The 19608-nt window shown below is 63.7% G+C and carries 24 protein-coding genes and 1 riboswitch; of the genes, 11 read left to right on the forward strand and 13 right to left on the reverse strand.

Annotated features, from left to right (window positions below):
• Positions 1 to 98 precede the first annotated feature (98 nt).
• Together AC0L2J_RS11425 and AC0L2J_RS11430 are read left to right on the forward strand one after the other, a co-directional pair.
• On the forward strand, positions 99 to 1076 hold the full coding sequence (locus AC0L2J_RS11425; protein ID WP_007607369.1) for a magnesium transporter CorA family protein: 978 nt from the start codon (positions 99 to 101) through the stop codon (positions 1074 to 1076).
• Between the two features lie 186 nt (positions 1077 to 1262).
• Positions 1263 to 1481 carry a hypothetical protein gene (locus AC0L2J_RS11430; RefSeq protein ID WP_007607374.1) on the forward strand — a complete coding sequence of 73 codons (219 nt, stop codon included), beginning with the start codon at positions 1263 to 1265 and terminating at the stop codon, positions 1479 to 1481.
• A 113-nt stretch (positions 1482 to 1594) separates the two neighbouring features.
• Here the strand turns inward: AC0L2J_RS11430 and AC0L2J_RS11435 are convergent, their stop codons facing one another.
• Positions 1595 to 2347, reverse strand: a complete 753-nt coding sequence (locus tag AC0L2J_RS11435) for an SDR family NAD(P)-dependent oxidoreductase (RefSeq protein ID WP_007607375.1) — start codon at positions 2345 to 2347, stop codon at positions 1595 to 1597.
• Positions 2348 to 2444: 97 nt separating this feature from the next.
• Positions 2445 to 3086, reverse strand: coding sequence for a pyridoxamine 5'-phosphate oxidase (gene pdxH, locus AC0L2J_RS11440; RefSeq protein ID WP_473389579.1), 642 nt, complete (start codon positions 3084 to 3086; stop codon positions 2445 to 2447).
• Positions 3087 to 3199: 113 nt separating this feature from the next.
• On the opposite strand from pdxH, the gene AC0L2J_RS11445 reads away from it, so the two are divergent.
• Both AC0L2J_RS11445 and AC0L2J_RS11450 read left to right on the forward strand, forming a co-directional pair.
• Positions 3200 to 3607 carry an RT0821/Lpp0805 family surface protein gene (locus AC0L2J_RS11445; protein WP_473389582.1) on the forward strand — a complete coding sequence of 136 codons (408 nt, stop codon included), beginning with the start codon at positions 3200 to 3202 and terminating at the stop codon, positions 3605 to 3607.
• Positions 3608 to 3716: 109 nt separating this feature from the next.
• The gene (locus AC0L2J_RS11450) at positions 3717 to 4679 is read left to right on the forward strand and encodes a DnaJ C-terminal domain-containing protein (protein WP_007607378.1); all 963 of its coding nucleotides are present in this window, start codon (positions 3717 to 3719) and stop codon (positions 4677 to 4679) included.
• Between the two features lie 409 nt (positions 4680 to 5088).
• Here AC0L2J_RS11450 and AC0L2J_RS11455 read toward each other — a convergent pair whose 3' ends face one another.
• Both AC0L2J_RS11455 and AC0L2J_RS11460 read right to left on the reverse strand, forming a co-directional pair.
• Positions 5089 to 5859, reverse strand: coding sequence for an anti-sigma factor family protein (locus tag AC0L2J_RS11455; protein ID WP_473389585.1), 771 nt, complete (start codon positions 5857 to 5859; stop codon positions 5089 to 5091).
• 106 nt (positions 5860 to 5965) lie between these two features.
• Positions 5966 to 6454 carry a sigma-70 family RNA polymerase sigma factor gene (locus tag AC0L2J_RS11460; protein WP_007594679.1) on the reverse strand — a complete coding sequence of 163 codons (489 nt, stop codon included), beginning with the start codon at positions 6452 to 6454 and terminating at the stop codon, positions 5966 to 5968.
• 172 nt (positions 6455 to 6626) lie between these two features.
• Between AC0L2J_RS11460 and fabI the strand changes: the two genes are divergently transcribed.
• The 4 genes from fabI to AC0L2J_RS11480 all read left to right on the forward strand — a co-directional run bounded on the left by fabI (position 6627) and on the right by AC0L2J_RS11480 (position 10586).
• Positions 6627 to 7442 carry an enoyl-ACP reductase FabI gene (fabI, locus tag AC0L2J_RS11465; protein WP_007607380.1) on the forward strand — a complete coding sequence of 272 codons (816 nt, stop codon included), beginning with the start codon at positions 6627 to 6629 and terminating at the stop codon, positions 7440 to 7442.
• A 14-nt stretch (positions 7443 to 7456) separates the two neighbouring features.
• Positions 7457 to 8056, forward strand: coding sequence for a histidine phosphatase family protein (locus AC0L2J_RS11470; protein ID WP_473389591.1), 600 nt, complete (start codon positions 7457 to 7459; stop codon positions 8054 to 8056).
• Positions 8057 to 8226: 170 nt separating this feature from the next.
• Positions 8227 to 9315: a chorismate synthase gene (gene aroC, locus AC0L2J_RS11475; RefSeq protein ID WP_007607382.1), complete on the forward strand. Its 1089-nt coding sequence runs from the start codon at positions 8227 to 8229 to the stop codon at positions 9313 to 9315.
• An 80-nt stretch (positions 9316 to 9395) separates the two neighbouring features.
• The gene (locus tag AC0L2J_RS11480) at positions 9396 to 10586 is read left to right on the forward strand and encodes an adenylate/guanylate cyclase domain-containing protein (protein WP_007607383.1); all 1191 of its coding nucleotides are present in this window, start codon (positions 9396 to 9398) and stop codon (positions 10584 to 10586) included.
• Between the two features lie 44 nt (positions 10587 to 10630).
• Here the strand turns inward: AC0L2J_RS11480 and AC0L2J_RS11485 are convergent, their stop codons facing one another.
• The 7 genes from AC0L2J_RS11485 to AC0L2J_RS11515 form a co-directional block, all read right to left on the reverse strand.
• Positions 10631 to 11800 carry a sensor histidine kinase gene (locus tag AC0L2J_RS11485; RefSeq protein ID WP_063993369.1) on the reverse strand — a complete coding sequence of 390 codons (1170 nt, stop codon included), beginning with the start codon at positions 11798 to 11800 and terminating at the stop codon, positions 10631 to 10633.
• 60 nt (positions 11801 to 11860) lie between these two features.
• The gene (locus AC0L2J_RS11490; protein ID WP_007607389.1) at positions 11861 to 12112 is read right to left on the reverse strand and encodes a hypothetical protein; all 252 of its coding nucleotides are present in this window, start codon (positions 12110 to 12112) and stop codon (positions 11861 to 11863) included.
• Positions 12113 to 12664: 552 nt separating this feature from the next.
• Entirely contained in the window at positions 12665 to 12970 is a 306-nt protein-coding gene (gene clpS / locus AC0L2J_RS11495) for an ATP-dependent Clp protease adapter ClpS (protein WP_007594672.1), read from the reverse strand.
• Positions 12971 to 13013: 43 nt separating this feature from the next.
• The gene (locus AC0L2J_RS11500) at positions 13014 to 13355 is read right to left on the reverse strand and encodes a DUF190 domain-containing protein (RefSeq protein WP_473389596.1); all 342 of its coding nucleotides are present in this window, start codon (positions 13353 to 13355) and stop codon (positions 13014 to 13016) included.
• Positions 13356 to 13359: 4 nt separating this feature from the next.
• Positions 13360 to 13788 (reverse strand): fluoride efflux transporter CrcB, encoded by a 429-nt coding sequence (crcB, locus tag AC0L2J_RS11505; RefSeq protein WP_007607392.1) that lies wholly within the window; start codon positions 13786 to 13788, stop codon positions 13360 to 13362.
• A 6-nt stretch (positions 13789 to 13794) separates the two neighbouring features.
• Positions 13795 to 14184 (reverse strand): fluoride efflux transporter CrcB, encoded by a 390-nt coding sequence (crcB, locus tag AC0L2J_RS11510; RefSeq protein ID WP_007607393.1) that lies wholly within the window; start codon positions 14182 to 14184, stop codon positions 13795 to 13797.
• A 16-nt stretch (positions 14185 to 14200) separates the two neighbouring features.
• Complete coding sequence (locus tag AC0L2J_RS11515; RefSeq protein ID WP_473389598.1) at positions 14201 to 15412, reverse strand: MFS transporter; 1212 nt, start codon at positions 15410 to 15412, stop codon at positions 14201 to 14203.
• 112 nt (positions 15413 to 15524) lie between these two features.
• Positions 15525 to 15602: riboswitch (Fluoride riboswitch) on the reverse strand.
• Positions 15603 to 15885: 283 nt separating this feature from the next.
• Here AC0L2J_RS11515 and AC0L2J_RS11520 point away from each other — a divergent pair.
• Positions 15886 to 16755 carry a DUF1194 domain-containing protein gene (locus AC0L2J_RS11520; protein WP_473247759.1) on the forward strand — a complete coding sequence of 290 codons (870 nt, stop codon included), beginning with the start codon at positions 15886 to 15888 and terminating at the stop codon, positions 16753 to 16755.
• A 176-nt stretch (positions 16756 to 16931) separates the two neighbouring features.
• Complete coding sequence (locus AC0L2J_RS11525; protein WP_007607396.1) at positions 16932 to 17564, forward strand: hypothetical protein; 633 nt, start codon at positions 16932 to 16934, stop codon at positions 17562 to 17564.
• A 12-nt stretch (positions 17565 to 17576) separates the two neighbouring features.
• Here AC0L2J_RS11525 and AC0L2J_RS11530 read toward each other — a convergent pair whose 3' ends face one another.
• Both AC0L2J_RS11530 and AC0L2J_RS11535 read right to left on the reverse strand, forming a co-directional pair.
• A complete protein-coding gene (locus tag AC0L2J_RS11530) occupies positions 17577 to 17747 on the reverse strand; it encodes a hypothetical protein (RefSeq protein ID WP_157234069.1) in 171 nt (56 codons plus the stop codon).
• 31 nt (positions 17748 to 17778) lie between these two features.
• Positions 17779 to 18837 carry a class I SAM-dependent methyltransferase gene (locus AC0L2J_RS11535; RefSeq protein WP_473389602.1) on the reverse strand — a complete coding sequence of 353 codons (1059 nt, stop codon included), beginning with the start codon at positions 18835 to 18837 and terminating at the stop codon, positions 17779 to 17781.
• Between the two features lie 167 nt (positions 18838 to 19004).
• Here AC0L2J_RS11535 and AC0L2J_RS11540 point away from each other — a divergent pair, with 167 nt between their 5' ends.
• The gene (locus AC0L2J_RS11540) at positions 19005 to 19607 is read left to right on the forward strand and encodes a hypothetical protein (RefSeq protein ID WP_007607400.1); all 603 of its coding nucleotides are present in this window, start codon (positions 19005 to 19007) and stop codon (positions 19605 to 19607) included.
• Position 19608 lies beyond the last annotated feature (1 nt).

Genomic DNA, 19608 nt, shown 5'->3' on the forward strand with positions numbered 1-19608 from the left:
ACAAATGCAAACACTCCGTTAATGTGCTTGTCATCATCAACTTGTCAGAATCGCGCTAAGGGCTGTCAGTCTGTCGCAGGCCCCTGCTGGAGTTGTGCATGTTTTCTGTGTTCGTTCCCTCCGAGTCCTCTCTCAAGAAGGCCGTCGTCGAGGATCTCGCGGCAGTCCCGGAGCATGCGGTCTGGATCGACCTGGTCAACCCGACCGCGGCCGAGGACAAAGCCGTCGAGAAGCTCTCGGGGATCGCAATCCCGACCCGGGAGGACATGCAGGAGATCGAGATCTCGAGCCGCCTCTATATGGAGAACGGCGCGCGCTACATGACCGCGACGCTGATGTGCCACTCCGATACCGATATGCCCCGGACCACGGCGGTGACGTTCATTCTCGGCGACCACCGCCTGGTGACGGTGCGCTATGACCAGCCCAAGCCCTTTGCGCTGGTCGAGGCCAAGCTGGCCCGGTCCTGCGCGCCGGCCGTCACCGGCGAGATGGTGCTGATGGAACTGCTCGATGCCGTGATCGACCGCTGCGCCGACATCCTCGAGCGCTGCGGCGCCGAGATCGACCAGGTCTCGCATGACATCTTCGAGCCGGAGAGCGAGCGCCACGGTCACGCCAAGCAATATTCGCAAATCCTGATCTCGATCGGCCGCAAGGGCGATCTGACCTCCAAGGTTCGCGAGAGCCTGGTCTCGATCGGCCGCGTCGTCGCCTTCCTGTCGGCGGTGGTGGAGGGCGTGAAATGGTCGAAGGACATGCGCGAGCAGCTCAAGACCATGCAGCGCGACGTGGTCTCGCTGACCGATCACGCCTCCTACCTCTCCAGCAAGATCACCTTCGTGCTCGACGCCATGCTCGGTGTCGTCAATCTCGAGCAGAACAACATCATCAAGCTGTTTTCGGTCATGGCGGTTGTCCTGATGCCGCCGACGCTGATCGCCTCGATCTACGGCATGAACTTCAAGTCGATGCCGGAACTCGAATGGGCGCACGGTTATCCGTTCGCGCTGGTCTTGATGCTGATCGCGGCGATCGTTCCGTACTGGATCTTCAAGTGGAAGAAGTGGCTGTAATAGCTACCGAGACCTTACGCCCGACGCAGAGACCTGGTGCCTGGTGTCGCAGAATAGAGCGGGATTGCGGCCGCACGGCGATGTGTGCTCGCCGCCCCAATTCCTCCGGTAAAATTTGAGCAGTGGGCTGAACGTTTACGCGAAGCTTGTCTGCGATAAGGAGCAGGTAAGCCGCGAGGAACAACCATGGTTGAAAAACACATAACGACGCCCCCCAACGTCATCGATCTGGCGAGCTATCGCCACGTCGTGGCGAGCGGCAAGGCGTCGTCGATGTCGGCACGCATGTGCCGGCACTGTGGTGCTCCGCTGCTCGACGGTGAGAACGACGACGATTGCTCGACCGCAATCAGCACGGCCGCTCCGCAGCCACGCGAGAGGTCACGTCGGATTCGACTCGATTGAGGAACGGAAGCTAAGGGCGATCCAGGTCTTGCGGCGGCGTTGTCTGGATCGCCTTGCTTCCCCGGCGTTGTTTCCAACATCTCATTGCGAGGAGCGCTTGCGCTCGCAATGACCTACACGTGCTGGCCGCCGTTGATGTGGATCTCGGCGCCGTTGACGTAAGACGAGGTGTCCGTGCACAGCACGTAGATGATCTTGGCGACCTCGTCGGGCGTGCCGAGCCGGTGCATCGGGATCTGCTGGTCGACGATCTTCTCGGTACCCGGCGACAGGATCGAGGTGTCGATCTCGCCCGGCGCGATCGCGTTGACGCGCACGCCGACGCGGCCGAAATCGGAGGCCATCTCGCGCGTCAGGGATGCCAGCGCGGCCTTCGAGGTTGCGTAGGCGGCGCCTGCGAAGGGATGCACGCGCGAGCCCGCGATCGAGGTGACGTTCACGACAGAGCCCTTGGCCGTCTTCAGTTCCTCGATCAGCCCGCGCGCCATCATGATCGGCGCGAAGAAGTTGACGTTGAACACATGCGTCCAGGTGTCGAGGTCGGTGTCGATCGAGCCGAGCCTGGAGCCGCCGGCGCCCTTCGGTGAGATCGCGGCGTTGTTGACCAGCGCATGCAGCATCCCGCCTTCGAGACGGTCGCGGATGTCGGAGATCGCGCGGGTGGTATCGGCGGGGGTGGCGAGGTCGACCTGGATATGGTCCTCAGGGCCCGCATCCCAGGGACAATCCTCCGGGAACGGATGTCGCGAGCAGGTGATGACGCGCCAGCCGGCCGAGGAGAAACGGATCACGGTGGCATGGCCGATGCCGCGGCTCGCCCCGGTCAGGAGCAGCGTACGGCGCGGCGCGTTGGAAGGCTGCGGCATGAAGGTCTTTCAGGTTGGAGCATGATCTGGATCCGGAGGGCCGCGTTAGCGCAAAACGTGCAGCGGCTTTACGAAAGGATCATGCTCGAACAAAATACTAGGGATACATCCGCGTCTTGGACCATTTCTGGCCGGCCGCGTCACGGCGAAATTCGATGCGGTCGTGCAGACGGAATGGGCGATCATGCCAGAACTCGATACGCGACGGCGTGATACGCCAGCCGCTCCAGCCCGGCGGCCGTGGCACCTCGCCGATCATGTGCTTGGCGGCGACCTTGGCGATCGCCTGCTCGAACGCGAAGCGGCTCTCCAGCTCCTGCGACTGCTTGCTCGCCCAGGCGCCGATCTGCGCCTGCTTCGGGCGGGTGGCGAAATAGGCATCGGCCTCGGCCTCGGTCACCGGCGTCACGTTGCCGCGGATGCGGACCTGACGGCGCAGCGACTTCCAGTGAAAAAGTAACGCCGCCTTAGGATTTGCGGCGAGTTCGCGGCCCTTCTGGCTGGCGATGTGGCTGTAGAAGACGAAACCATCGATATCGAAGCCCTTCATCAGCACCATGCGCACGTCCGGCAGGCCGTCGGGGTCGACGGTGGCGAGCGCCATGGCGTTCGGATCGTTCGGCTCGCTCTTGATGGCTTCGTTCAGCCAGGCCTCGAAGAGCGCAAACGGCTCGTCGGCGGCGGTGAAATCACCGGATGTTAAGGGTGTCCGGTGTTTCATCGAGGTCGTGTCGGTCATGTCTGAGGTCCGAGTTGCGTCCTGCGGTCCAAAACGCGCTGCTGTCTGCTACCGCCCTATATAGGGTATGGGGACGCGTTGGCCTATCGGCGATCCGGCCGTCCGGCTTCGTCATGACGATCATTCTGATCGGGCTCGGCACCGGCGGTTGCAGCTTTTCCCGCAATGAAAAGAGTGCCTACGCCAAGGCCGACGACAGCGATCTCACCGGCTCGATCGCAATGCCGGCCAGAGTGGCGGCACCGACCGAGACCGATCTCGCCTTCGCCCGCAACGCCGCCTCCGACGTCCTCAGCAAGAACGACAAGGATTCCAGCCAGCATTGGGAGAATCCGGAAACCGGGGCGCGCGGTTCGGTCACGCCGATCGCGCAATCCTATGCCGCCGAGGACGGCCGCAGGTGCCGCGACTTCCTGGCGAGCTACGTCAACGGCAGCACCGAAAGCTGGCTCCAGGGCGCCGGCTGCCAAAGCAGCCGTGGCAGTTGGGAGATTCATACGCTAAAGCCGTGGCGGAGCTAGGAATCGCTTCACCAGGCTAGTTGCAAAAATACCACTCGCCCCCCACATGAGACGCAGGTGGGGCGGGGAGCCCTTTGAACAATTCGATTTCTTGAAGGAGACGTGACGGATGCGCGACCCCTATGAGGTCTTGGGGGTGCCGCGGAGCGCCAACGCTGCCGCGATCAAGAGCGCCTATCGCAAGCTTGCCAAGAAGCACCATCCCGACAGCAACAAGAACGACCCGAAGGCGGCCGAGCGCTTTGCTGAGCTCAATACGGCCAACGAGATCCTCGGCGACGAGGACAAGCGCAAGCAATTCGATCGCGGCGAGATCGACGCCGACGGCAAGCCGCGCTTCCAGGGCTTTCCGGGCGGCGGCGGGCCGCGCGGTCGCGCCGGTCCTGGCGGGTTCGAGAGCTATACGTTCCGCGGTGGCGGCGCGGGCCCTGGTCCGGGCGGCGGCGCGTTCGAGGACATTCTCAACAGCATGTTCGGCGGTGGGCAGCGTCCGCGCCCCGGGGCCGGCGGCGGTGCCCAATTCGAGTTCGACACCGGCGGGATCGGGCTCGATCTCGACGTCACTGTCGCCATGACCGTCTCGCTGGAAGAGGCGGTCAAGGGCGGCGAGAAGCGCGTCCGGCTGCCGAATGGCAAGGAACTCAACGTCAAGATTCCGGCCGGCGTGACCGAGGGTCAGCAGATCCGGTTGCGGGGACAGGGCGAGAGCGCGCAGGGCCATCCGCCGGGGGATCTCCTGATCACGATCGGCATCGCACCGCATCCGTTCTTCAAGATTGAGGGCGCCGATCTCAGGATCGACCTGCCGGTCACGCTTTACGAGGCGGTGCTCGGCGGCAAGGTCCGCGTGCCCACCCTCGGCAATGCCGTGGAGCTTTCGGTCCCGCAAAACACCTCCAGTGGCCGGACCTTCCGCCTTAAGGGCAAGGGATTGCCGAAGGCTGGCGGAACCGGGGATCTCTTTGTCACTGTCAGGATTATGCTACCGGACGGGAACGACGCCGAGCTTGAAGCATTGATGGAGAAGTGGCGGGACCAGCACCCCTACAATCCACGTAGCGGGCTTGGCTAACGCATGATCCGGAAAAGCGTGTAGCGGTTTTCCGGAAAGTCATGTGCAAACAAGAGCTGAAGCGCGATTGATCGCGCTTTTGGGCGAGATCGGCAGCTGAAGGGGTTCTCCTAAAGACTGAGAGCGTCGTCCATCGAGATGATGCTCATCATATGCCCGAGGCGTGGTAGCCCTTCTTGGCTCACGTGCTCGACGTGTCGGCTGTCCGGCGGGGCAGCCGATAAAAAGGTGCGGCCTCGAGAGGGGGACCAGCGCGGTACCAAAAACCCCAATCGAGGCCGCCCGCGTCGATCGGCGGATCGAACGCTGCTCATTTTCGCGTGATCATCCGGTGCGATAATGAGACGCGCCGATGTCTTCATTCCAAATTTTCAATGTCGGAATCGAGGCACCGCGTTTGCGTGGTTGTCTAGGTGCCGTTTTTCTCTGCTTGGTCGTAGACCGCCTGCGCCACTTTGGTCAGCCGATCGCGGTCACCGCCTCCGCTGACGACGTAGCCGACGCCGCGCTCCGACCAGAACAGCGCCCCGTCCTTGTCCGTTCTGGCGTAGCGCATCTGCGTCGCGCCATTCTCGGTCTTGGCGGTGTAGATCGTGTACCGCTCGCCCGAGGCGCCCTCATACATCAGGAACGACGCCGGCCCGTTCGGCCCCGGCAAAAGCCGGCCACCGACGAGCTTCAGTCCACTCGCCTCCAGGTTCGGTGCAAACACGGTCCAGCCGCAGCGTCTGGTCAGCCAGGCCTGGAGGTGGTCGCGCTCGTTGCCGCCGACCTCGACGGGATGGCGAACCTCGACGACATAGAGGCGGTGGGCGTCGAGTGCGTCGGTCGTAAAGCTCTGGAAGGTCGAGGGCGCGTTGGCGGCGCCATGCGCCACCCAGCCGGCGGTGCCGCCGGCGACGAAGGCAACCAGCACGGCCGCGGCGGCGCCATAGAGCCAGTGCCGCGGGCGGCGCTCCAGCCGTTCGAGCTCGAGCCGCGCCGGCACCGGCTCCTGGGCGACGGAATCGTAGCGGGCGTGCAGCATCTCGGCCATGGCGCGCCAGGACTGCACGCGCTCGCCATCCTCAGGCTGCGCGGCAAGCCAGGCCTCGACATCGGCGCGGCGCTCGGCCGGCAGCTCGCCGTCGACATAGGCGTGCAGTTCGTCCTCGGTCACTGGGATCTTGCGGTCGTTCATATCGATCGTCTCTGGCTCTGCGGCCCAAAATGTTCTTCGTGGTTCAACTGCGCCGCTCCCCATGCCATGCAGGAGAAACGACCGGCGCGATGCATCAATCCTGCCATCATTTCACCCGCCTGAGCGCCGGGCGTTCGCCCTCCAGCGAGGCTTTAACGTGGGCGCGGGCGCGTGCCAGGCGCGACATCACGGTGCCGATCGGCACGCCCTGGATGTCGGCGACCTCGCGGTAGCTCATGCCCTCCAGCATCACCAGGAGCAGCACCGAGCGTTGCTCCTCGACGAGCGTCGCCAGCGCCCTCTCGATATCGCGCCCTTCGGCTTCGGTCCCGCTGGCATCCGGGTTGTTCTCCGTCAGCTGCATGAATTGCGGCCGTCGTGCCAGCGAGCGCCGCCGGTTCTTGTTGAGGTTGGTCAGGATCGTATAGAGCCAGCTCCTGACGTCGCCCCCGAGGAAGAGGCGCTCCGAACGCAGCGCCCGCACCAGCGTATCCTGCACCAGATCGTCGGCCGCATCCGCCTCGCGCGTGAGCGCGCGGGCGTAGCGGCGCAACGCCGGGATCATGGCTTCAACACTCTGGCGAAACGCACTCATTGCGGTCTTGACGTCCTGATGTCGGCGCGAGCGCCACAACGTTCATAACACCCGACCAGAACGGCTATTCCGGCGCTTGAAACAGCGTTAACGCCGCGTATTAGGACTGTACCGCAACGGAGGGCTGGTGTACCTCCAAACCTCACCGGGAGCTCGACGGGACGTTAGCAAAATGGCGCAGAATTCAGGTCTGATGCAAGGCAAGCGGGGCGTGGTCCTCGGCGTTGCCAACAACCGCTCGATCGCCTGGGGCATTGCCAAGGCATGCCACGCGGCCGGCGCCGAGCTCGCCTTCACCTATCAGGGCGATGCGCTGAAGAAGCGCGTCGAGCCGCTCGCCGCCGAGATCGGCGGGCTCGTGCTCGGCCATTGCGACGTCACCGATGCCGCCACCATCGATGCCGCCTTCGCGGTGCTGAAGGAGAAGTGGGGAAAGATCGACTTCCTGGTGCATGCGATCGCCTATGGCGAGCAGCTCGACGGCCGCTACGTCGACACCACGCAGGAGAATTTTTCGAAGTCGCTGCTGATCTCCTGCTATTCGTTCACGGCCGTGGCGCAGCGCGCCGAGAAGCTGATGACCGACGGCGGCTCGCTCATCACGCTCAGCTATTACGGCGCCGAGAAGTGGATGCCGCATTACAACGTCATGGGCGTTGCGAAAGCGGCGCTCGAAGCGAGCGTGCGTTACCTCGCCGCCGACCTCGGTGAGAAGAACATCCGCGTCAACGCGATCTCCGCGGGGCCGATCAAGACGCTCGCGGCGTCCGGCATCGGCGATTTCAGATATATCCTGAAGTGGAACGAGGCCAACGCACCGCTGCGGCGCAACGTCTCCACGGAAGACGTCGGCGGCAGCGCGCTGTATTTCCTCTCCGACCTCTCGCGCGGCGTCACCGGCGAGGTGCACCACGTCGATTCCGGCTATCACGTGCTCGGCATGAAGCGCCCGGACGCGCCTGACATTTCGTTCGGCGCGAAGGACTAGTTTCTGAATCTGGAATGCCCGTGCCCACGATCTATTATCTGCGCCATGGCGAGACCGAGTGGAATGCGCTCGGGAGGCTTCAGGGCACCAGGGACATTCCGCTGAACGCGCGCGGTCGCGGTCAGGCCGTGCAGGCCGGCGGCATTCTCGCCGATCTCTTCAAGCGCGAGGGCCGCGACAAGGCCGCATTACCCTACGTGTCGAGTCCGCTTGGCCGCGCGCGAGAGACCATGGAACTGGCGCGGAGCAAGCTCGAACTGCCGACTGCGGACTATACGCTCGACGATCGCCTTCGTGAGATCGGCTACGGCACCTGGGAGGGACTGACACTGGCCGAGAGCGAGGCCTCCGATCCCGAGATCTACGCCCGGCGCCTCGCTGACAAATGGACGGTGGGCCCCGCGGGCGGGGAGACTTACGCGGATGTGCAGGTCCGCGTGCGCGCCTGGTACGACCAGCTCCGTACCGACACCGTCGCGGTGGCCCATGGTGGGACCTGCCGGGCCCTGATGGTTTCACTCGGCCTTGAGACGCCGGCGAGCGCGGCCGAACTCTATATCGAGCAGGGCGCCGTCTACGTGTTCCGGGACGGGCGGCTGGAGAAGTTTAGTTAAGCAACTGTCATTCCGGGGCGCCCGAAGGGCGAACCCGGAATCTCGAGATTCCGGGTTCGATGCTTTGCATCGCCCCGGAATGACGGAACTAGGGTTGAACCCAATGCTCCTCGGCGCTACGACGTTGACCAACGTCCGTGCAAAACGTCAACGCCAAGCGGCAGTTCGCGATGTCCTTCAACACCTTCGGCCACATGTTCCGCGTCACGACCTTCGGCGAGAGCCATGGGGTGGCGATCGGCTGCGTGGTCGACGGCTGCCCGCCCATGATCCCGCTCGTCGAGGCCGACATCCAGGGCGACCTTGATCGCCGCCGGCCCGGCCAGTCGCGCTTTACGACCCAGCGTCAGGAAGCGGACCAGGTCAAGATCCTGTCCGGCGTGATGGCGCATCCGGAGACCGGCGTGCAGGTGACGACGGGCACGCCGATCGGGCTGCTGATCGAGAACACCGACCAGCGCTCGAAGGACTATTCCGAGATCAAGGACAAGTTTCGCCCTGGCCATGCCGACTTCACCTATGAAGCGAAGTACGGCCTGCGCGACTATCGCGGCGGCGGCCGCTCCTCGGCGCGCGAGACCGCGACGCGCGTCGCCGCCGGCGCGATCGCGCGAAAGGTGCTGCCCGATGTGAAGGTGCGCGGCGCGTTGGTGCAGATCGGGCCGCACAAGATCGACCGCGCGAAGTGGGACTGGGACGAGATCGCGAAGAATCCGTTCTTCTGTCCCGACAAGGACAAGGCCGCGTTCTTCGAGACCTATCTCGACGGCATCCGCAAGAGCGGCTCCTCGATCGGCGCGGTGATCGAGGTCGTCGCCGAAGGTGTGCCGGCTGGCCTTGGCGCGCCGATCTACGCCAAGCTCGACGCCGAGCTCGCCTCCGCAATGATGAGCATCAATGCGGTGAAGGGCGTCGAGATCGGCGCCGGCTTTGGCGCGGCCGAACTGACCGGCGAAGAGAACGCCGACGAGATGCGCACCGGCAATGACGGCACGCGTTTTCTGTCCAACCACGCCGGCGGCGTGCTGGGCGGTATCTCCACCGGACAGCCGGTGGTGGTGCGCTTTGCGGTGAAGCCGACCTCGTCGATCCTGCAGCCGCGTCTCACCGTCGATCGCAACGGCGCCGACACCGAGATCATGACCAAGGGCCGCCACGATCCCTGCGTCGGCATCCGCGCCGTCCCCGTCGGCGAAGCCATGATGGCCTGCGTGCTGGCGGATCATTTCCTGCGCGACCGCGGCCAGGTCGGGCGCTAGCATTGCGCGAGGCGCTTGTATCGCGCCAGTCGCCCACCGCGCAGCTTGACGATCCCACAACTTCGTCCGCAAATGCGGACATGGAAAGCTCCGAGCTCCAACGCATCACCAGCTGGCTGATCGACGGCGCCTGGTCGTCGAAGGCCCCGGCCGAGATGACGGCGGAAGCCTGCGAACGGATGGTCGCAGCCGGTCTGCCGCTATGGCGGTTCGGCATCTTCATCCGCACGCTACATCCCGAAATTTTCGGCCGCAACTTCATCTGGCGGGAGGGCGAGGAGGTCGAGATCGGCACGGTCGATTTCGAGATCCTGGAGACGCCGGAATTCGCCAGAAGTCCGCTGCGGGTCGTGTTCGAGCAGGGACTTGAGGTGCGGGGACGCATGGACGATCCCGGCAGCAAGCATTTCCCTTTTTTCGACGATATGCGTGCCGAAGGCGTAACCGACTACGTCGCGACGCCAATGCAGTTTCTCGACGGCTCGGTCCACGCGACGAGCTGGACCACGCGCCATCCAGGCGGCTTCACCGATGACCACATCGCGGCGATTCACGCCATCCTCAAACCGCTCGCGCGCATCACCGAGATCATCAGCCTGCGCCGCACCGCCGAGATGCTGCTCGACACCTATGTCGGCAATCGTGCCGGCGCGCGCATCCTTGGCGGTCAGATCCGCCGCGGCCACAACGACACCATGCAGGCTGCGATCTGGCTCTCCGATCTGCGCGGCTTCACCGCACTGTCGGACCGGCTGCCGGCCGAGACCGTGGTCGAGATCCTCAACCATTATTTCGACTGCCAGGTCGCCGCGATCCGCGGCCATGGCGGCGAGGTGCTGAAATTCATGGGCGACGGCCTGCTCGCGGTATTCCCCATCGACGAATATGTCGGCGATACCGCGCATGTCTGCACGCGCGTGCTGGAGGCGGCACGCGAATCCCGCGCCAGCGTCGAGGCGCTCGCGTATCCGGTCGGCGACGTCATCGAGCGCTTCCGCTTCGGCGTGGCGCTCCACGTCGGCAACATCCTTTACGGCAATATCGGTGGCGGCAACCGCCTCGACTTCACCTGCATCGGCCCCGCCGTGAACCTTGCTGCCAGGCTCGAGAAGATCACGGGTCGCCTGGGGCGGACCGTCGTCGCCTCGGAAATGTTCGCCAATGTCTGCCGCCACGACTGGCACGAGCTCGGCGAATTCCCGATCGCGGGCTTTTCAAAGGCGCAGCGCGTATACGGGCTGACGGAGGAGACGCCAATGGTGATGGCCTGAGGTCGTCCTCGGATGTCCGCCGCCATCAACCCGGTGAGCAGAATTCAGGCGTTCGACGCCATCACCGACCTCAGCGGGACATCCAGCTGATAGACAAATCCGGACGGTTCGTAGGCCAGCCGCACCTGCCCGTTCAGTTGCTGGCCGAGCGACTCGATCATCCGGGTGCCGTAGCTCCGTCGTGTTGGCGGCGCCACCGCAGGGCCGCCGCTTTCGCTCCACTTCAGGCGCAGCCTTTGCTCGATCTCGTCGACCGTCCATGCGATCTCGACATGCCCGGAGGAACTGGACAGCGCGCCGAACTTCGTCGTGTTGGTGCAGAGCTCGTTGAACGTCATTGCGAGCGCTATCACGGCACCGGACGTGATCCGGAGGTCCGGGCCATTGAAATGGAATCGTCGGCCCCCCTGACTGTCATAGGGATCGGTGGCGCCGCTCAGGGTATGAGTGAGGCTCGCATTTGACCAGCTGACCTGTATCAACAGGTCGTGGGCACGTCCTAACGCCAGCAAGCGGCCATCCATGGCCTTTTGCCCGTGCTCCAGACTGATCGCCGTCCGGAAGCTCTGGGCTGCAATAGCGCTCACCGTTGCAAGCGTATTCTTGATGCGATGATGCAGCTCTCCGAGGATCAGCTTTTGCAATTTGTCGGCAGCCTCGCGCTCGTGGGCTTCGATGCCGGCTTGAGCGAGCAGGACCTTGGCGTCGGTGTCCGCCTGTTCCAGCAACAGGCGCAAATTGTCGTTTTCCGCGGCCAGAACCGATTCCTGTGGCGAACGACTAACCTCAAGATTTTCCCCGGGATCAGTCGTTGTGGTCGGAAGGATTTTTAGCGCGCCCGCTCCGATCATCGTCTGCAACTGCGAGATCATTTCGTCGACGGCGAGCGGCTTGCGAAAGAAGCGGCTGTCCGCCGGCGTTTCGTTTTCAGACGGCTTTACCTGACCGGAAACCAGCACGATCTTGATGGCAGGCCAGCGATCGTGCACCGCGTGGGCCAGCTTCAAGCCGTCCATGGTCCCGGGCATCTGGATGTCGCTGAACAGAAGCGAGATGTCCGACCGCGACTCGAGGATCGCGATGGCTTCGTCGGCGTTGACGGCCTGCACAGGGCAGAAGCCTGCATCCTCCACGATATCGACTGCGCGCATGCGCAAGATCATCTCGTCTTCGACGACGAGAACGTTCGGCAAGGAGGTTGGGGGCATTGACATCTGTGCACGACACTTTCCTGGATCATCCGACAAGCTCGGCCGGCGCTTTGCGATTGTGGTCTAACGGCGCGCGGTGACCAAACGAGCTTCATGAATCCTGACATCGGATTCACCTCGGCGCAGACACGATGCTTCGAAGTCCGGCCAGACCTGACCCAGGCAATTGCTGGCCACCGGATGGCTCGCCAGCCGGTCCGCCTTCGCCAAAGCAACGGTCTCGCGCGCTTTTACTTGCGGAGCAAAACCGGGCAACACCATTACGGACACTCCGAGGAGCGCGAACATCGCGAACGCAATAAGAGATTTCATCATTTGGGGCTGCTTTGGCTGTCGACCGCCCCGTTTCGTTTGGGGATGCTGTTACAACAACCAAAATGAGATATAGTTCATTTTTTACAACTTATATTTGAAGTGTGATTTGCAGCAGGATGCCGCCACGGCCCGGATCGTCGCTCAGTGAGAAGAGGCCGCCGACCAGGTTGGCTTGCCACTACCTCGGTGTTTTGGGACCAGGCAGGCTTATCCAGTCATGAATGTGCGAGGCCGTTTCGCTCAATCGCGCCGCTCTGAGCAGCGCTTCCCGCTGGACGCCGGGCGGGGCAATCTCTGCGCGACGGCGAGCCTCGGCTGCCAATTGGGCTAGGCGATTGCTCAGCGGAATGGTTCTCTTGGTGGTGTCTTGCACAGGACGCTCCGCATTGGGCGGGAGCGCAAAGACTCTCTCAGTCACCGATGGATGCCGTGACGGGCCGGTGATGGGTTACCATGCGCCTGTTGGCGGCCAATAGATACACTATTCGGCAGAGCAGATTCGGCACCGAAATCGAAGGAGGCCGCCAAAGCTCCAAAGCCGGACCGGTGCCACTATTCCTCCGGCTCCGTGGTGAACAGCAGGGGATAGCCCTTGGTGCGGCCGGCATCCGTTGCGCGGGTAGCCTTGGTCTCGGCGACGTCCTTGGTGAACACCGCGACCACGCAGGCGCCGAGCTTGTGGGCGGTGATCATCACCTTGTAGGCCTGATCCTCAGTCATGCGGAACTCGGCCTTGAGGATCATCGTGACGAATTCGCGGGGCGTGAAGTCGTCGTTGATCAGGATGACCTTATGCAGCTTCGGCCGCTCGACCTTGGTCTTGGTCCTGGTTTTCGGTTTGGCAACGGTGTCGTTCATTCCGCCTCCCGGATACGGCGGGCTTGGGTTCCTGCCGTCGCGCTCAGCGCGCGGCCTTCTCACCATATTGCAGGACCTGCACCTTCTCCAAGGTGATCAGGCCGCTCGACATCATGCCGTCCAGGATGGGCAGGAATGCGTTGATGTGGTCCTCGCTGTCGACGATCTCGATCAGCAGCGGCAGGTCTTCCGAGAGCCGCAGGATTTTGGACGTGTGGAGCCGGCTCGACTTGCCGAAGCCCATCGGGCCGCGCAGCACGGTGGCGCCGGCCAGATGCCGCTCGCGCGCCGTCATCACGATCGCTTCATAGAGCGGCTTGCCGTCGAAATGGTCGCTCTCGCCAATGAAGATCCGGAGCGAAACTGCCTGATTGGGGATTTGCATGGTATCAGCTCCTTCGCAAGCGGTTGGTGCCGCTGGCCATCATATGGCCTGCCCATACCGACACCAGCCAGCAAATGACGGAGGCCGCGATATAGGCGAGCGCCGTGTATTTCATGCCGCCGTGGAACAGGCGGAAGGTCTCCAGGCTGAAGGTTGAAAAGGTCGTGTAGCCGCCGCAGAACCCGGTCATGACGAACTGCCGGTGCTCGGGCCGCGCCAGCACCCGGCCGTCGGGGCCGGTCAGCGTCGCGTAGAAGCCGATGATCAGCGAGCCCGTGGCGTTGATGAACAGCGTCGCGACGGGGAAGCCGGGGCCGGTGTCGAGCGCAAGCCCAACCAGATAGCGCGTCAGCCCGCCGACCATGCTGCCGGCGGCAATCCAGGCATAGAGCGTCGCGGTGCGCCAGCGATCGGCAGAGGAGGAGGACTTCATCTGCCTCTAGCCTCCCAGAGTGTCCGCGAGGAGGAAGCCGCAACTGACTGCCGCGAGGCAGAGCACGACCGAGACCGCGACATTTCCGAGCGCGTGCATCGCCTCGCCGTTGCGCGCCAGCGTCAGCGTTTGCAAGCTGAACGAGGAGACCGTGGTGTAGCAGCCAAGAAAGCCGGTGACCGCGAACAACCATGGATCGGGCGCGGCGAAGGCCGAGCCGGGATGGGTCGCCAATGCGCCAAAAATGCCGATCAGAAAGGCGCCGGTGACGTTGATGGTCACGGTGCCCCACGGAAACGTCTCGCCCAGCCGCCGGGCGATCGCGCCGGAGATGAAATAGCGCGCGCAGCCGCCGAGCACGCTGCCGATCATGATCGCAAGCACTCCGCTCAGCACGGCGAACAGCCCCCCGTCATCGTTTCTCCTCCGTTGCCAGCCCGTCGCCGACGGCAAATAGTCCCATGAGCGCGACCAGCGCGAAGCCGAGCCCCGCCAGGAACGTGCCGGCCGGACCATAGCTATCCCACAGCGCGCCGGCGATCACGCTCGCGGCCAGCAAGGCAAGGCCGGTGAACAGGTTGAAATAGCCGAACGCGGTGCCGCGCAGGCTCGGTGGCGCTGCGTCGGCGACGAGGGCCGAGAGCAGGCCTTGCGTCAATCCCATATGCAGTCCCCACAGCGCGACGCCGAGGGCGAGGCCCCCAAGGCTTGGCAGCAGCGCGAGCGCGAGATCGGCGCCGGCAAGGAAGACGAGGCCGAGCGCGAGCAGGCCGGTGCGGTTGATGCGGTCCGAGAGCGCGCCGGCCGGATAGGCCGATAATGCATAGACGATGTTCATCAGCACCAGCACGGCCGGCACCCACATCGCATTGAGCCCGATGTTCTGCGCGCGCAGGATCAGAAAGGCTTCGCTGAAACGCGCCAGCGTGAACACGACGCCAACCGCGACCACACGCCAGTACAGGGATCCAAGCTGCCGCATCGCGGCGATGTTCAGCGGATTCCTTGACGGCTCCCGGCCTGGGTCCGGCTCCGGCTCGCTCACCGCGAACGCGATCAGTCCGAACGACAGCAAGCCCGGCAGCACGGCCGCCCAGAACACGATCGTAAAATTGTCCGCCGTCCACCACATCAGGCCGATCGCCACGAGCGGCCCGACGAACGCACCGATGGTGTCGAGCGACTGACGCAGGCCGAAGCTCGCGCCACGCAGGCCGATGGGTGCGATATCGGCGATCAGCGCATCGCGCGGCGCGCCGCGAATGCCCTTGCCGACGCGATCGATGAAGCGCGCGGCAACCAGCCATTCGACGCTGGGGGCAAGCGGGAACAGCGGTTTTGTCAGCGCGGCCAGTCCGTAGCCGAGCGCGGCGAGCAATTTGCGCCGGCCGAGCCAGTCGGACAATGCGCCGGAGAAGATCTTCGTGATCGAGGCGGTCGCCTCTGCAATGCCCTCGATGAAGCCGACCGTGAGTGTGGAGGCACCGAGCACGGTGACGAGATAGACCGGCAACAGCGCGTGGATCATCTCGGAAGAGACATCCATCAGCATCGAGACGAAACCGAGCACCCAGATCCCCCTGGGCAGCCCCGCACGTGCAGCATTCGGTGTTGTCGTCGTCACGTCCAGGGCTTCTCCTCGGCCGCTCCTTGCCTTCGCGTCCAGGCAACAAAAAACCCGCCAGCGGCGGGGTTGTCCATGCTCCCGCCGAAGGCAGAGGCCCGAAATTGCCCCTCCTCTAGCAGGAGTCATCAGCCCACTACGGTCACAGGCCGCCGGGCGGTTGTCGGGGGACTCCATCCCCATCTGTGTCGCCAGCCTAACATGGAAATCGCGCCGGACAAGTGGGCGAGGTACTCTGTCCAGTGGCCCGTCAATCCGGGAGCGCACCGCACTATTGCATTCGGGTGCCCACGATCCCGCAGTCAGCGGCGCGAGCGCGGCAACATGCCGGCAGCTTTGCGCAGTGCTTCGCAATTCCCGCCGCAAATGCCTAACTGGCAAATGCCTAACTGGAATGTGAAGCGCGAGCGATCTTCGGACTTTGCGGCAAGGCGATTGCATGTCACCATCGCGTCATACGACGGGAGGCTGCGATGCGCTTGCTGTTCTCGATCGGGGCTGTGCTGGTGACCGGCATCTTCGCCGGAGGGGACGTCGCGGGCATCGCGGCACCAGGACCCAAATTTGAGTCGCCTAAAATTCAGCCGGAGCGGCAAGCCGCCGACAGGGACGCGCAGACGGTCGATGTCGAGCTGATCCTCGCCGTCGACGTCTCCTACTCCATGGACATGGACGAGCTCGCGGTTCAGCGTGAAGGCTATGCGCAGGCGATCCAGTCGAAGGAATTCCTGCAGGCGCTGAAGCTGGGCCCGAACGGCCGCATTGCGGTGACTTATTTCGAGTGGGCCGCCTCGACCGACCAGAAGATCATCATTCCCTGGCGCCTGATCGACGGACCGGAGACCGCCGATGCCGTCGCCGCCGAAATCCTGAAGACGCCGATCCGGCGCGCCTCGCGCACCTCGATCTCCGGCGCGATCAGTTTCGCGATGCCGCTGTTCGATGAGGATCCCTATCGGGGGCTGCGCCGCGTGATCGACATTTCCGGCGACGGTCCCAACAACAATGGCACGCCGGTCACGATCGCGCGCGACGCGGCGATCGAGAAGGGCATCGTCATCAACGGCCTGCCGATCATGGTCAAGGAGCCGTCCTATTCGACCATGGATATCGACAATCTCGACTTCTATTATGAAGATTGCGTCATCGGCGGGCCCGGTTCCTTCGTCATCACGATCAAGGACCGCGACAAGTTCAAGGAAGCCATCCGCACCAAGCTCTTGATGGAGGTTGCGGGCCGTATGCCGGAGCGCCCCGTGATGCACGTTGCGGACAAGGACAAGGAGCCGCGTGTGAACTGCATGATCGGCGAGAAGATCTGGTCGGACCGCTGGGGTCGCTGAGCGCGGCCTACCGGACGAGACCTTTTGCCCTATTTGCCCGCGATGGAATTTTAACCATGCGTTAACTGTTGCGTGGCCCTAATCGGCTGCTTCCAGTTGTTTGCGGATACTGTTCTGACGTTCCTGTCGGGGCGCGAACGAAGCGGGCCTGTCAGACAAATCCGCCGAGCAATCCAATGGCCATCGTCACGTCGAGCACCAGCCAGATTTCTCCCGCTCTCGAGCGGGTGTATCACCAGAGCTCCCTGCTCGGTGAGTGGAAAGGCAATTGGGCTGGCAACAACCAGCCCGTCAGCTTCAAGGTCGTGAACATCCGCGGTGCCCGGGCGCAGGTCGAGTACACCCATAACGGGCGCACGGAGCGCGGTTTTGGCGAGGTCGCAGGTTCGCTTCTTACCTTCGGCACGGTCACGGTCGGCACCAAGGACGGCAAGAGTCTGGTGCTGTTGTCATCTGCGGGCGCGGGCAAGCAGACCGCGACTCTCGAGAAGCAGGCGCCGCCGGCCTCCGACAGCCGCTTGATGGGAAGTTGGGGCGGCTATTCCAGTGACAATGGCAAGAGCGCGAGCTTCAGGGTGCTCGCTGTCAACGGCAACGAAGCGCAGGTCAGCGTCACCACCGATGGCGTCACCCGTCAGGGCACCGGCACCGTCTACAAGAACGTCATCATGTTCGGGCAGGCGCAGATTGCGACCGACGACGGGCAGAACGGCAAGATCATCTACCAAGTCCGCAACAAGTCCTTCGTGGTGCCCGTGACGAAATATCCGCCGGCGGATTCGTCGTCCACGGTGGACAGGACGGCCTAACCGTCACGGCTGCTAGCTGCCAGATTGCATCAGCGCCTTCAATTGCCGCTCGATCTCACGCAAGACATCGCAAGCGCGCGTGAGGGCGCCATTGCCGATCATTTGCGGCGGCCAGCTTACGTTGCGGCGCGAGCGAGGCAAGGCTGTCGGCGCCAGGCGTGGCTGCAGCATCGGCACGGCCATATGCCGCAGCCACGCGTCGGAAAGGGGAAGATCAGATCCGCGCCTCCAGAATCAGATTGAAGGGCGTTTCAGCGGCGCGGCGGAAGCGCGTCAGTCCGCCCTCTCGCGCGACGTTGCGCAGCCTTGCCTCGCCCGCTTGCGCGCCCAGTGCGAGGCCCACCTCCTGGTCGAGCGAGGCCGGCGTGCAGATCATGGTCGACGCCGCATAATAGACCCGCCCGACCGGGTTGAGATTGTCCTCGAGGCGGTCGCCTGCGAACGGCTCGACCAGCATGCAGGTGCCGTCCTTTGCCATGGTCTCGCGCACGTGGCCGATGGCGCCGACGGGGTCGCCCATGTCATGCAGGCAATCGAAGAAGCAGACGAGATCATAGCCCTCAGCCGGATAGGTCTTGGCGGAATGAACAGCGAAGCTGACCCGGTCGCCCAATCTGGCTTCGGTGGCCGCCTTTCGCGCGGCCTCGATCGAACCCTCGTGATAGTCGAAGCCGTAGAAGCGGGAGTTCGGGAAGGCTTCCGCCATCAGCCGTGTCGAGACGCCGTGCCCGCAGCCGACATCGGCGACCTTGGCGCCGCGCTTCAGCTTGTCTACGACGCCGTCGAGCGAGGGCAGCCATTCCTGCACCAGATGATGCATGTACCCGGTCCGGAAAAAGCGGGCAGTGCCGCAGAACAGGCATTCGCTGCGCCGGTTCCACCCGACGCCCTTGCCGGATTTGAATGCGTCCGAGACCTTCGGCTCGTCGAGAAAAGCCGAGGCAATGACATTGCCAAACGCGCCGAGGAACACCGGACTGTTCTCGTCGGCAAGCGCCATCGCCTGCTCCGGCAGCATCGAGAATTTTGCCGAAGCGGAATCGTATTCGATGTAGCCGGACGCCGCCTGGCTCGCGAGCCATTCGCGGACGTAGCGCTCCGCGGTCCCGGTGGCGCTTGCGAGCTCGGACGAGTTCATCGGTCCCTTGGCGGCAAGGGTACGGTAGAGACCGAGCTTGTCCCCGAGCAGGACCAGCGACGCATTCATCGCCGCCCCGAATTCGGTGACCATCTTGCCCATAAAGGCATTCAACCTGTCGGAATTGACCTCCATGACACCCTCCGTGCTGACGCGCCCCCTCAGGTGGGTCAATCGGGCATGCGGGAAGTTCAATTGACAGGAAAACGTGATCCCGGAACTCAAGGGAAGATTGGTGTCGCGATGCTGGCATTCATGATGCCTGGTGGGTATAATTCGCAAGGTTTTCGACGGTTATTTGGATGTCCAGGCTTACCCGCTCTTGCGGTCTCGCGGTTTTTCTTGCCCTGCTCTGCCTCGGCGAAGCGCCGGCTCATGCGCAAGCCGCACCCCTGCAATATTGGATCCCCGGCGGACCTTTCGGCTTCGGCGGCGTTGCCGGTCAGAGCGCCGACAGCTACGGCAATGTCCCGAGCTTCAATGGCGGCGACGCAAGCAGCCGCAGCAATTTTGCGAACGGCTTCTTTGTCGGCAGCCAGCATGGCAATCTCAATTGGAGCGGCCTCAGCCCGGCCGGACTGAGCGGCAATTTCAGCGCGCTCTCCTACGACAGCACGCAGTTCGGCTACAACACCAAGACCGCGGGCGGCATGCCCGTCACGTTCTTTGCCGGTTTCGACACACTGAAATACGGCGGCGGCATTGGCAGCTCGCTTGCGCCGCTCACCTCCAGCGCCTCGCCCGGCTATGGCGCATTTGCGGGTGTCGAGTTCAAACCGACCTCCAACCTCAGCCTGTCGTTCGGCGCCGGCTTCACCCAACAGCAATCCGGGCGCATGGACAGTGACATCAACTCGTCGATATTGCCCGGCGAGTCGCCGGCCCTCGGCGGCCTTCGGCGCTAGA

This window comes from Bradyrhizobium sp. MV1.5 (assembly GCF_055807615.1).